This window comes from Photorhabdus antumapuensis (genome assembly GCF_020387775.1).
GTDB classification, from domain to species: Bacteria; Pseudomonadota; Gammaproteobacteria; order Enterobacterales; family Enterobacteriaceae; genus Photorhabdus; species Photorhabdus antumapuensis.
The window spans coordinates 27,562-42,299 of sequence record NZ_JAHZMK010000024.1 but is presented as its reverse complement, the minus strand read 5'-3'; the positions used below and the strand labels follow the sequence as shown (position 1 = coordinate 42,299).

9 protein-coding genes are annotated in these 14,738 nt (G+C 38.4%); all 9 read left to right on the top strand.

Annotation, left to right across the window (positions count from 1 at the left end; genetic code table 11):
- Positions 1–9: 9 nt before the first annotated feature.
- Positions 10–432 (top strand): GPW/gp25 family protein, encoded by a 423-nt coding sequence (locus KZ793_RS09905; protein ID WP_225815185.1) that lies wholly within the window; start codon positions 10–12, stop codon positions 430–432.
- Positions 429–845: a hypothetical protein gene (locus KZ793_RS09900; RefSeq protein ID WP_225815184.1), complete on the top strand. Its 417-nt coding sequence runs from the start codon at positions 429–431 to the stop codon at positions 843–845. The genes KZ793_RS09905 and KZ793_RS09900 overlap by 4 nt, the downstream gene beginning before the upstream one ends.
- Before the next feature lie 72 nt (positions 846–917).
- Positions 918–2,726, top strand: a complete 1,809-nt coding sequence (locus KZ793_RS09895) for a hypothetical protein (protein WP_225815183.1) — start codon at positions 918–920, stop codon at positions 2,724–2,726.
- A gap of 16 nt (positions 2,727–2,742) precedes the next feature.
- Entirely contained in the window at positions 2,743–5,475 is a 2,733-nt protein-coding gene (locus tag KZ793_RS09890; RefSeq protein WP_225815182.1) for a hypothetical protein, read from the top strand.
- A 52-nt stretch (positions 5,476–5,527) separates the two neighbouring features.
- Positions 5,528–6,961 (top strand): contractile injection system tape measure protein, encoded by a 1,434-nt coding sequence (locus KZ793_RS09885; RefSeq protein WP_225815181.1) that lies wholly within the window; start codon positions 5,528–5,530, stop codon positions 6,959–6,961.
- A 9-nt stretch (positions 6,962–6,970) separates the two neighbouring features.
- Complete coding sequence (locus KZ793_RS09880; RefSeq protein ID WP_225815180.1) at positions 6,971–9,052, top strand: ATP-binding protein; 2,082 nt, start codon at positions 6,971–6,973, stop codon at positions 9,050–9,052.
- A 24-nt stretch (positions 9,053–9,076) separates the two neighbouring features.
- Positions 9,077–9,979, top strand: a complete 903-nt coding sequence (locus tag KZ793_RS09875; RefSeq protein ID WP_225815179.1) for a DUF4255 domain-containing protein — start codon at positions 9,077–9,079, stop codon at positions 9,977–9,979.
- 162 nt (positions 9,980–10,141) lie between these two features.
- The gene (locus KZ793_RS09870) at positions 10,142–11,137 is read left to right on the top strand and encodes a hypothetical protein (RefSeq protein WP_225815178.1); all 996 of its coding nucleotides are present in this window, start codon (positions 10,142–10,144) and stop codon (positions 11,135–11,137) included.
- Between the two features lie 538 nt (positions 11,138–11,675).
- Entirely contained in the window at positions 11,676–14,465 is a 2,790-nt protein-coding gene (locus tag KZ793_RS09865) for an RHS repeat-associated core domain-containing protein (RefSeq protein WP_225815177.1), read from the top strand.
- Positions 14,466–14,738: the final 273 nt, after the last annotated feature.

Genomic DNA, 14,738 nt, shown 5'->3' with positions numbered 1-14,738 from the left:
GGTATTGGAATGACAAACCAAATATTAGCCGACATTTATGGTCGCGGCTGGGCATTTCCGCCAAAGTTTTCTCTTGAGACTGGAATAGCAATGGCCGAAGGTGCCGAAAATGTCAGCCAGAGTATGGAAATCCTTTTTTTAACTGAACCCGGCGAACGGATTATGCGTGAAGATTATGGCTGTGGTCTGAATGATTATATGTTTGAAAACATCAGTGATGAATTACTGTCGGAAATTCAAACCCGCATTGAAGAGCGAGTATTACGTTATGAACCTAGAGCAGAAATCACCGATATTCAGGTAATTCAGAAAACAGATTCACCGAATACCCTACATATTCAAGTGGCCTATGCTTTAAGAGGCAGCGAAATCACTCAACAACTTGAAAGCATTCTCGAAATCAACGAAGGTCAGGCAAAGGTAAATTTATGAGCAAACAACTAATCGTCGATGGCGATAGTCTGCTATTCGAGCCATTATTCGGCAACCGGGAAGTCACCATTTTGGAGCAGGCAACCATCAAAGGCAGCGGACACGCGCAAATCCAGGGCAAAAAGATCGCCATTGTGGGTGATGAAAAAAAGGTACAACTTCAAGCGCAATACATTACCCCTAGCCATCCGATACTCGGCATGGGTATGGTCACCATTGCTCAATTGGATGCTAGTCAGCAGGTAAACTTTTGCCGTAGCCCTGCCACGGTGATGGTTGTCGGGCAACAATTTATCGCCTGTTTTACCCCGACACAGCCAGCCAATAATCCATCGAGTGGCCCGGATGTGACAGCACCCAGTATGGGAAAAGGCCATTTTATTGCCAGCCAATATGCCGTTAATGCCGGATAAATCATCCCTTAAAACTCATTATTAAATAACACAAAGTTATCAGCAATATATTCAAATAACAGGTGGTATAATATGGGACTCACCGAATTAAAGAATAAACTCGCCGCTATCGTACCAGAGACAGATTTTAAACTTGATGAAAGAAATACGCTGGATATTTTAAATTGGCTACAAGAATACGCTAAAAAAATTCCTTTCAATCAAGAGAAAAAACAATTCTGGGATAGCTTCTACTTTATTCAGGAAAATACTCCTGAGAAATTAGCGGATATTTACCAAAACGCTAATAAAGCCAATGGCTATTTACCCGCCCATCAAGCTTTTGTGTTGGCTTTTTTAAAATTATTAGAAACAACCAAAGTATTATTCAATACCTTTCCAGCACGGCATCGTGATCTTTATTACCGGGAATTATTAGGTCTAAAACCCAAAAATGCCCAAGCGGATAGCGTTGCTTTAAGCATTACCTTAAATACAGATAATGCGGAATATTTTATCCCTAAAGGAACCCTGTTTGATGCCGGGCAGGATAGCGCCGGAAACCCGTTACAGTATGCATCAGATGCTGATTTATTAGCGAACCAAGGGAAACTAACCGACCTGCGTTGGTATCGGAAAGATAACACTGACTGGAAATCGGCAATAATATTAAGCCACTCAGATAATATTAAATTACCTGAAAACGGTATTAAGCTTTTTAGCCCAACACCCAACGATGCCATAGTTCAATCTGGCCCCCAAATTTGGGACCAAGCAAATATATCGTCACCAACCAATGATACATTCTATTTAGGCTTTACCGATGTATTACCGGGACAAACTTTATCTCTGTACTGGCAGTTAGAAGGCTTTGAACAATTCTCCATATCCTGGTTTTATCTTAGTAAAGACAATACATGGCAGCCATTAACCCAACGGGTTCACGACCAAACCCGCAACCTGTTTGATCGGGGAACTTGGCGAACGTTGTTACCACAAAATGCTTCAAATCAGGCTTCTCTAATGCCAACAGATAAATACTGGCTAAAAGCTGAGGTGGCACCAAAGGTATCTAGTGAAAAACCGCCTAATTATCCAAGAATTAAAGGACTGTTGTATAACGCTATAACCGCTACTCTAATTAACGCAGAAACCATTGAATCGGATCACTTGCTAAATGGATTGACCGCCAGCAGTATTAAACAACCCGTCAATACATCTGTTGCCATAAGCGAGATAACTCAACCTTGGGCATCTTGGAACGGTGGCCCGAAAGAAGATGAGCAAACATTCCTGAAACGGGTTCCTGCCCGGCTGTCCCATCGTAACCGGGCATTGAATTGGAGCGATATTGTCACCTTACTAAAAGAACGGTTTGTCAGCATATTTGATATCAAATATCCTTCTACCAATGAATTAACCAAAATTCCCGCGCCAGAAAAACGACAATTAATCGTTATCCCTGATAACCGATATAAAGATAACGATGATTCACTACGCCCAGAATTGAACCAAGCCCGATTAACTGAAATGGTCGAATGGTTAGATCAATTAAGCAGTCCCTGGACAACCATTGAAATTAAGAATCCCAAATACGTTGATGTCCCGATTAACTATGAATTGGTATTTGCTTCAAGAGTTAACCCCGATTATGGCCGCCAGCAATTACAGCAGGAACTGAGTCGAATCTATATGCCGTGGGGAGAAAATACAGCTATTGGCGTAACACCGGGTAATCGCATTGACTATTACCCACTATTAGCCACGATTCAACAATCACCTTTAGTTGAACGAGTCACTAACTTAACTTTAAAAAAAAGCAGCCTCACTGGTTCCATAGGTGAAAGTATAGAAGCTAACGATGATGAAGTATTGATTTTAGTCTGGAATAAAAACCCCTAAACGAAGGAGTTAACAAATGAATAATCGAGATACACTATTTCCCATTATTAAAGATGATATTACCTTTGATACCTTACTTACTCAGGCAAAAACCGTTATTGAACAACAATCCGGTCAATATTGGAATGATGCGGGGGAAAATGATCCCGGCATCACCTTATTAGAAGCCTGTTGTTACGGTGCATCTGATTTAGCTTACCGCCATTCATTACCATTGAAAGATCTTCTTACTCCTGAACAAAAGGAACAGACACCCGGCAATGGTATTTTCCCTAACGAGTTTGGCCCACAACAGATATTAACTTGTGGCCCCATCACCGAAGAGGATTATCGCCGGGCTTTATTGGATTTGCATAGCAACGACAAAATCGATGGTTATTTTCTCTTTAACGATGTACAGCTTATTCGTGAACCTGAAAATCAACGCTACACATACTGGTATGACAAGCAAGAACGGCAATATAGTTTCACTGAAGATCAAAACAGATTAAAGTTAACACTAAGGGGAAACTATTGGCTTTATTTAATCCCTAGCCGGGAAAGTGAGAATAATAAAACACTAGCTGAGGATAGATTAAAAGCATTTCTTAAAGATAATCGTAATTTGGGAGAGTCGGTTAGTCAGATTATCTGGTTGCAGCCTGTTGATTTGCCATTAAAGATTGATATTCAACTTGATGATGACGTCAAAAATATCGCAGATATATTCGCTAAAGTTTATATAACAGCGGAACAAATGGTGCTTGAAAAGCCGCTACGTTATACCACCCAAGCGATGAAAGAAATGGGTTACAGTAATGAAGAAATTTTTAATGGACCTTATTTACGTCATGGTTGGATACCTAAGTTACCTTCAATCAAAGATTACACAAAATCTAAGAAATTAAATCTAAGCCCTCTGGTTAACCAATTACTGGAGATCAAAGGAATCAAGAATATTACCCAATTAACGTTAGATAAACATGATGAAAAAATTTCTAAGCTACTAAATGATAATTGGTCTTGGGAAATCGCCCAAGGGTACTACCCCAGACTATGGGACAATGATCCCTTACAATTGATTACCTCACCAAACAGTCCACTCACTATTACCGCCAAAGGTGGGATTAAAGTTACGATTTCTAAACAAGATATAGAAAACAAGATTATTGCAGTTCCATTGATTGATACACAACCTGAATTGCTAAATTGGGGTAAACATCGTAAGATTCTGGATTACTACCCAGTAAGTAATAAATTACCTGCTTGCTATGGATTACAAACTAGTACCCAACAACAAATACCATTACACCTGTTTATGTTGCCATTTGAACAAATGCTGGCTAATAGCTGTGCTGATCTCGCTTTATTACCAAAACTATTGGCTTTTAAACAACGAGGAAATACTGTATATGGAACTCAATGGCCTTTTAAAGAAAATAGTGTAGGTCAGAATATTCATCAAAACATAAAACCTAATTTAATTGATCAGATAAATAATGGGGCGCAAATCGACAATAATGATAAAAGCTATGCCAGAGAGTTGGTAATTATAGATTATCTGTTGCGATATTTTGGAGCTCAATGTTCAATCCCTCTCCTACAGACAAACTCACAGCAACCAGGGCTAAAAGAATCCCAAGATAAAGATTTTCTATCTACTCAGCGCGAATATCTTGCTCAACAACCTAGCCTAGCCTATCAACGTAATAATATTCGTATTGATAAAGTGTCTGCCCTCCAGAAGCGTATTGCTGCCCGACTGGGATTAGGCGGAGAGTGTTTTAAACCAGAACCAGACTTGGCTAACCTTCCTTTTTATCTCATTGAACATCGGCAACTCTTACCGGTAAAACCACATAATAAATTCAATGAAGATCAACAAGCTAATTTTAAGGTGATTGAAAATAATAAATTAGAAATCATGTGGAAAGATAATGGAGAAACCAAATTACAGCAACATCAATTAATTGACCTAGAATTTTACCTCGGCCAAGAGACAATCACAGTGAATAATCTAATGATTACAGAAGTGAGAGAAGACAGATTCACCCTTAGCGCTGATAACAGCAAGGATCTGAAAAACACATTGAATAAAATAGCGGAAGAAAAATATGTTATGAACTGGAAAAACAGCAAAATATGGCTGGAAGATATGAAGTATCAATTAGTTTATGATAATAGAAGACACACCAAAGAGGCAACAGAAAATGAACGATGGATTACTATTAACAACCAAAACTCCTTCCCAGCCATGATAGAAAAGAATGATGAAATCACTCTGACAGCCGATTATTATAATGAAATTATAGCGAAGGTAAAAGAATTTGATCGTATTAATAGACAAATATTAGTTGAAAAAATAACAAGTCAAGAAAATAATTTCCCACAGGAAAGTAATGCATCGAATCATCAATGGTACTTCTCCGGAAATAGATATATCAAAACCGATCACTTTTCATTTGTAATTAGTGTAGTACTGAATCAAGGATTATTTGAGAATAGCACAGTCGATCTTTACAAATTAGAATCTTGGGTAAAATATGAGATTTTAGCTGAGCTACCTGCTCATATCTCATTAGTTATTCATTGGTTACCAGAATCACACTTCAACAACTTTGCCCAAATATACAAACGTTGGCAAAATAATGGCGCTCCTTTAGGAGATCAAGCATACAATATTTTAGAAATGTTAACGCTAGGAAAAAAACCTTCTATTTCAGAAGACATAAGCTACAATATAGTTGAAGCAAACCCATTTGATTATTAACTATAATAACCAATTTCCCCATATTTATTAGTTAAGAAAAGAGAATATTAATATGAGGTCAAATATAAATCTGTTAAACCAGATAATCATTACTATTGAAGTTAATAACACACAGGTAGCTAAAAAAGTATTGCATGGCTCCTTGCTTAATCAATTCAATATAAATAAGTTGATCAATGCCTGTTTTAATTCATATACCATTAATCCAAATATCTATTTGGAGGAACTCACTCTGAACCTTGGTGAAATAAGTTTACATAATTTTAATTCACTGTTTCCTATTCGGCTTAATTCTAAATTAAGTCAAGCATTAAGCCAATATCAGGTAAATAATCAAACAGATGTTGAAAACTTTATTTATTATTTACATCAAGGAAATTCCACATTAAACCGAACGGAGACAAAAGAGAATAGTGAAATTAATAACATCAATATCACACAATTAATTAACCAATTAACCAGAGTACAAAACAAATGGATACTATTACTAGCAAAAAGCTGTTTATCCGAATACAGTCTGCAAAAGCTTTTGGTTATCAAAGAACCCGCTTTATTAATTACTGTTAATCGCAAATTATCGGAGAAAATAATCACACCGCAGCATCAGGAGGAACTCGTTTCCTCCTGCCAACTGATATTAAATGCGTTGAAATATATACAACAGCATAATACAAAGGAAATTCCTAAACCCGATGCAAAAATTATCTCACGTATCACGACTGAACTTAATAATGGTACGATTAATATAGCATCTATTATCGCATTATTTCGCCAAGCTATAGCCCACCACACTCCATTAAATGACTGGCTAAAACAACTTTGGCAAACAATACCGGTTTCACAACACTGTAAGAAATATCTATCGATTGAAGAATGTCAATATCTATCAGAACGCGCTATTACAACAGAAGAAAATAACCACAACCAACATCGAACTGACGACACCACACTCTCTGAAACAACTTTATTACCTGAACAAACCCTTCTGCGTCAGGTAAATAATGCGGGAATATTAGTTTTATGGCCGATATTACCTGCTCTGTTTAATCAACTCGGTTTAATCGAAAAGCAAAAATTTATCCATCGTCAAGCTCAATTCAGTGCCGTTGATCTGCTTGATTATCTGATTTGGGGAAACGAAAAAGTTCCGATAGAACACAAAGGATTAAATCATATTTTATGTGGATTCATGGCTGATGAAAATATCGAATCAATGCCCATTGAACCAGAAAAACAGTTGATAACAGAACAATGGCTGGATGCGGTTATCGCCCAACTTCCTGCCTGGAAAAAATTAAGCCACAATGATGTTCGCCAATTGTTTTTACAACGGCCGGGAGAATTACGAATAGATGAACAGGAAATCAACATCACAATTCAACATCAACCATTTGATGCACTATTAGCTGACTGGCCATGGCCATTAAATATCGCCAAATTGCCTTGGCTGGATCACCCTGTATTAATCAACTGGCAAAATATTTAAAAGGTTTATATGAACTTTCCTCTAACAAATAACCACTGTATGGCAGCAGAATTACATTGGATTTATCCTCATTTGGAGCGTATTGATCTGTTATTACAACGCTACTATTACCAAAAGGGAAATTGGTACGATTCCTTACCAGAAAGTTTTTTACTGACCGAAGATGAAATAGAGCAACGTTTGATAAAACCATTAGGCATGCCCCATTGGTTAAAACAGAATGATATTATTAATCATGAGGCAGCAGAAAATAAGTCTATTTCCGGTTCATTATCATTGCTGATAGAGCGTTTTGAACTCACTGAATTTGAGCGTGATATTTTACTGCTAGGCTTATTACCCCATTTTGACAGCCGTTATCATGCATTATTTGCTTTTCTGCACGGTAACAGTAAAAAGCAGTGGCCCAGTTTTGCTTTAGCCATTGAATTATTTAGCCAACGCCAAAGTGATTGGCAATTACTGCAAAATAGCTTTCTGCCACAAACACCATTAATCAGTCACCATCTGTTACAGATCAATAACCACGAGGAATCTATTTGGCTTCAAACGCAATTTTTAACGCACAGTGCTGTCTGGCATTTTTTATCCGGCCAACGCGTTATTTTACCTCCTTTGATAACTTGTGCTTATTGGCATTCTTCTGCTTTACAGACTTGGTATCCGCAAACCCTTTATTATTCACTTGAGAAGATATTATTAAATGAAACCGATGAGATTCGCCCACTAGTTATACTCAGAGGAAAACAGGACAGCGCCAGAGAATTAGCGGTCAATAATATTATGGCATTTCATGGTATCAGTACCTTAATTCTTGATTTAGCCTGCCTACGGGACGAAGAGAACACTGATACAATATCTGGCCTGTTAATCGATGCAATACGAGAAGCCCGGCTACACGATTCCTGTTTATTAATCCGCAATTTCTCTTTGCTTACAGAGGAAAAGAAAATAGGGATCTGCGAATTATCCGCTCTGTTAAATCAACCAAATTTAAGAGTGGTTTGTCTGATAGAGCCGGGCGATTCATTAATATGGGTTCAACACCTACCAATGGTGCAAATTGAGATGCCTATAGCCACGTTGGCAGAGAAAAAAGCGATACTGACAGCAAATCTGCCAGATAATGCCGATCAGGGAATTAATCTTACTCAGTTATGTCAGCGCTTTTCATTTACTCCAGAAACGTTACCTTTAATTATTAAAGAAGCAACTCAATATCAAATATTACGGCAACCAGAAGGACAATTAGAAGAAATCGATTTACGTAAGGCATTAAATCTGCGTGCCCAACAAAATTTTGGTAAATTAGCTCAACGGATAACACCCAAACGCAGTTTTAATGATTTAGTCGTTTCAGAGGGATTAACTCAACAATTAAGAGAAATTATTGCCGCTATTAATTACCGTAACCAAGTATTAAACGCCGGTTTTCAGGAAAAAATAGGTTATGGTACCGGCATTAGCGCCCTATTTTACGGTGAATCTGGTACCGGAAAAACGATGGCCGCAGAAGTGATTGCCGGACATCTTGGTGTTGATCTGATTAAAGTCGATCTCTCTACGGTGGTGAATAAATATATTGGTGAAACGGAAAAAAATATCTCCCGCATTTTCGATCTGGCCGAAGCCGATTCTGGCGTGCTGTTTTTCGATGAAGCTGATGCCTTATTTGGCAAACGCAGTGAAACCAAAGATGCTCAAGACAGACATGCCAATATTGAAGTTTCTTATCTGCTACAACGATTGGAAAATTATCCCGGATTAGTGATTCTAGCCACTAATAATCGCAGTCATTTAGATAATGCTTTTAACCGCCGTTTTACTTTTATTACCCATTTTACTTATCCCGATGAAATATTACGTAAAAAAATGTGGCAGGCAATTTGGCCTGAACAACTTCATCTATCGGATGAGCTTGATTATGAACATTTGGCTAAACAGGCAGATCTAACCGGTGCAGATATCAAGAATATTGCTCTATTATCATCAATATTATCGGCAAATGATAATAATAATAGCGTTGAAAATAAACATATAGAACGGGCTATTATTCTCGAATTGAATAAAACTGGCCGACTATTCTTTTAAACATTTAATAAAATTGGAGTCGATATGACAAATATAATTGATCCTAATTATGCTATTATTGCAGTTAATAACGCATTAAATGAAATCTTATCTCAGCATCCCAACATTTTTAATCAAGGAGTTGATATCCGTTTTGATCTACCTGAAATTAATTCAATCCCTTCTAAGCCTACGGTCAGTGTATTTCTTTATGATATACACGAAGATCTACAACTACGTTCTGCCGAACCGAGGAGTTATCATCCTACCACCAGCTCACTATTACCAGGATGGGTAAATATTAATTATAACTATTTAATAACTTACTGGCATTCGAGCCAACCACCAACAGATGGTTCCAGCCCTGACAGTCAACCCAATAATCAAGCTGCGCGAGTCATGACAGCTATTTTAAACGCATTAATTAACAACCGCCAATTACCTAAAATTCCTGGAGCCTATACCAGAGTTATTCCACCACAAGAAAATCTAAATAGTCTAGGTAACTTTTGGCAAGCTCTCGGTAATCGCCCTCGCCTTTCTTTATTATATTCCATTACCGCACCAGTAAAACTGCAAAATATTGAAGATGCCATAAAACCAGTTAGACAAATTTCCACTTCTTTGAATCAAAAATCAACTCTGGATAATTCACAAATAAACCAAGCCTTATTTGATAAATTATGTGCCGATTTAGGGGGCACAGAAGATGTCCGCCTTGCACTTAATAAAGTAAAGCTGACAACTAAACTCACCATGGAAAGTAATGAACATCAGGAAAATAAAAATATGATTCTTAATGTTTCGGGCATTAGCCATTCAGGTTATTTACCCAAAATCAAGGGGATTATCTCAACATGGAAAAACAATCAGGGTACAGTGATTAAGATAAATGGTATAGGTATTATAATTATTGAAGAAAATACTGATAAATTAATTGAAGTTTAGCATTTCTATTTAATCAATCATATACATTCAAAAAACAGAGAAAAAAACAATCAATGTAGTTAGGGAATTCTACCGAAGATGATGAGGACATATATATATTTGGATTGGGGCTGAATTTACTATTTTGGCCAAAATTAAGTATAGCAATAAAAAGAGGGTAATATGCCAAACAAAAAATACAGTGAAAATACTAAACATTTAGAGAATAGCGTTAAAAGACCTTCAATACAGACTGAATATGATGAGAGTAATATAGGCAGCACATCATTAGGTATGGGATTGGATTTAAATCATATGAGGAGAAATAATGCTGTTAGTTTAGACCAAACTAATGAATATACATTTTGGAAAGAAAATATTTCCGAATATTACAAATGGATGGTTGTGGTTAAAGGTCACTTAAAACAATTAGACTGGACCTTAAAATCAATGAACTCCCCTGAATCTGCTGGAAGTAATATGGCTAAAAATATAGGGACGACTGCATTACAAACCCTATTAAATACAGGAGGCAGTATAGCCGGCGGCGCTATTGGCGGGGCCATAGGAAGTGCTATAGCACCGGGTATTGGCACTCTGGCTGGCATGGGTATTGGTGCATTAGCCGGAACAGGATTAAATTATCTTAATGATACGGCGATTGAAAAATTAAATGAGAAATTGGAAATCGCACACCCTTATCCTAAAACAAGAAACATGATATTTGATATCAATAATTACGATAAAAACCCTATCTTAAAAGCAATAAAGAAGAAGCTTGGTAATAAAGACAATCTAAAAGTGACTGCCGGTGGTTTAATCACATCACAAATTGCAAGCAAAATATCCCCGGCAAAAATTCCTGTCTATAAACTTGCTGAACTGGCCGTATCGCACCATAAAGCATTAGCAGGATTGAGTAATGATAAAGCCAGACATATATTAGATTTCACCAATAGTATCCGTGAAGTTCTCAATGAAAGCCATTCTGATGCAGTCACATTTATGCGTAGAAACTATGGCGATAATGCAATGAGCCTTTCCGGGTTTTCCTCTAAAATAAAGGGAGAAAAATTAACCTTAGATACATTAGCAAGGACAAGAAACAAAATAGAAATTAGAATTAATAGCATTAATAAACAAGTATTAAAACTTTCATCAAAGAGTGGGGAAAGTTAATTATGAAAAGATAATTAAAACCGTTTAAAATACAAAAACATCACCACTCAACCACAATCACACCAAATCAGGGAAAATATCTGTGATGCAGCAATGCTGAACCCTATTTTCCCATTCCCAATAATAATTTATCTTTGAAATCCATGGTAGATTCACATAATAAGCGCAACATCGTTAATCTGGGAGTAAACATGTTCGAATGCCCTAACAATCAAAGGAATAATCATCATCTTAATGATCTAGCAGAGTATTGCTGGTTAGTTTATCGTAAAGCCCTTTTATCAAAAGGACCAATGCTAATTGGTCGAGCTAATGATCTTTGGCAAGAAAAATAGCTTAAGCCTCTTGGGCTCGGTCGAGGAATAAATTAGGTCTTCTCAGTTTTGAACAAGTGACAGGTTTTAACGAGGAAATTAGAGCGTTCGATTATTCTAGCTGAAAACATGCAAATAAGGGGGTTTATATAAGGGATGCAATCGCAAAAAATTTTACCTTTTCACCTATTAGGACAACCATCAAATCAAGGAGCATAAATAAAATGACATCCACCTTCGATCCGGCCGTATATGCCGGTACACCTACCGTCAATGTATTAGATAACCGAGGATTGGCCGTGAGGGAGATCGCTTTCCACCGTGCTAAAGCTAACGAAGATACCGACATACTCATTACCCGACATCAATATGATTTACACGGAAATCGGGTCCAAAGTATCGATCCGCGTTTATACGATCTAATGCAAGCAGATAATACCGTACAACCCAATTTCCACTGGCAATACGACCTGATAGGCACGGTACTACGCACGATAAGTGCCGATGCCGGGTGTACGGTGACGTTAAAAGATGTTGCAGCTCGCCCGGTTTTGAACGTGAATGCAACAAGCACAGTGCAAACCTGGCAGTATGAAGATCGCTCATTGCCTGGTCGCTTGCTATCAGTCAGTGAACAATCCATTAATGAAGAAGCGCCACAGGTTATCGAACGTTTTATTTGGGCCAGTAATTCCCCGGCAGAGAAAAATCTTAATCTGGCCGGTCAGTATACACGTCACTATGACACCGCAGGGATGAATCAACATAACAGCTTGTCTCTGACCGGAGCGAAATTGTCCTGGTCACGACAACTGCTCAAAGACGATCAAATACCGGACTGGAGCGGTGATAACAGGCCAGTCTGGCAAAGCAAACTAGAAAATGAGATTTACACCTCAAAAAATACCACTAATGCTACCGGTGCTCCCCTGATGCAAATCGATGCCAAAGGAAATATGCAACGTCTAGCGTATAATGTCGCCGGGCAACTGCAAGGTCGTTGGTTAACGATCCAAAGGCAGACAGAGCAGATAATCGTTAACGCCCTCTCCTATGGAGCCGCAGGCCAAAAACTACGCGAAACGCATGGTAACGGCGTAACCACCAAATACTCTTATGAACCCGAGACCCAGAGATTAACCAATATCTCCACTCAACGTGCCAAAAGATATCTCCTTAATGAGAAATTATTACAGTCTTTACACTATGTATATGACCCGGTAGGTAATGTGGTGAGTATTCGCAACAATGCAGAAGAAACCCATTTCTGGCGCAATCAGAAAATATCCGCCCAAAACACCTATGCCTATGATTCTCTGTATCAACTTAGCGAATCCACCGGCCGTGAGATGGCTAACATAGGTCAGCAAAACAGCCGGCTACCCAACCCTATCGTCCCCCTTCCCTCTGATGACAATACCTATACCAAATACATTCGTACCTACCGTTATGACCGAGGTAACAACTTGACGCAAATCAAACATAACGCCCCGGCAACGAGTAATATTTATACGACGGAAATCATCGTATCTCACCGCAGCAACCGGGCCATACTGAGTAAGCCCGGAGTAACGCCAGATGATGTCGATTTACAGTTTGATGCCGGTGGACATCAGATGTCGCTACGAACGGGACAAAACTTGCATTGGAATCCGCGAGGTGAACTGCAACAGGTCACTACGATCAGCCGTAGCAATAGTAATAATAATAGTAATAACGCAACAGATAAGGAATGGTACCGCTACAACACAGATGCAACGCGGGTGCTGAAAGTGAGCGAACAGCAGACGAGTCATAGTACACAGCAGCAACGGGTTGTTTATCTACCCGGACTAGAACTACGGGAAACAAAATCAGGCTCCGAGATCACCGAAAGCCTACAAGTTATTACTATTGGGAAAGCCGGCCGGGCACAAGTTCGGGTACTACACTGGGAAGCAATGAAGTCCAATGATATCAACAGAGATCAAATACGCTACAGTTACGACAATCTAATTGGCAACAGCATGTTTGAACTGGATGCCAAAGGTAAAATCATCAGCCAGGAAGAGTATTATCCATACGGAGGCACAGCAATATGGACAGCCAAAAACCAGATTGAAGCCAGTTATAAAACCGTCAGGTATTCAGGTAAAGAGCAAGACAAAACCGGGTTGTATTATTACCAATATCGTTACTATCAGCCGTGGATGGGAAGATGGCTAAGTGCCGATCCCGCCGGAACAGTCGATGGCTTGAACTTGTACCGCATGGTCAAGAATAACCCGATCCGTTATCAGGATGAATCGGGCACCAATGCGCACGATAGAGCTCAAGCGACTTTCAAAGAAGGTAAAAAAAGAGCCATTAAACAACTCAAAATAGCCAGTAACTTTTTGAAAGAGAGCAAAAATAGTGAAAGTGCTCTTGAAATCTACAGGATATTTTTCGGTGGTCATCAGGAAGCTGATCAACTACCACAATGGAAGAAACGTATTGACAGCGTTATGCATGGACTAGATAAATTGAAAACCACAAAAAATATTCATTATCAAAAGGATAAATCAGGTTCATCCAGTACCGTTGCCGATTTGAATGTTGATGAGTATAAAAAACGGTCAAAAGGCGATAAGAGTACTTATCTCAATGTATATACCGATGCGCTGAATAGGGTCTATGAAGATCCGCTATTAGGGCGTGAACACGTTGCACATATCGCGATTCATGAGCTCTCACATGGCGTATTGCAGACTCAAGATCATAAATATATTGGTGTTCTCTCCACCCCTGGCTCACACGATTTAACCGATTTGCTCAATATCCTTATGCCACCGGCAAATGAACAGGATCGAACAGAGAAACAACGTCGTGCCACTGGCGCCAGAAAAGCGCTGGAAAATGCAGATTCATTTACCCTATCAGCACGATATTTGTACTATACCGCGCAAGATCCAGATTTCTTATTATCCCTTCGCAAGGAATATAAGGAGTTCAATAACAAGAAAATTGATCGACTGATTATCCGGTCCCCCTAATAGTATTAAGACCCAGTAAAAAAGAATAAATCTCCATTAATCAAACATAAAAATAGTATTTTATAAAAAAATCTCTGGCAAATATTGTTAGGGATTTTTTTAATATTAATGATCAAAAAATAACATTTTAGCCCCGAATTGTTCTGGTTTCTCAAGAAATGACCGATATCCCTCTAATATACAGCTGCATTCCAATCAAAACGTTTAATTAGCAATATCCCACACACAGTGATAACATTTTCCTTTCCACTTCTTTACAAACATTGACTATTT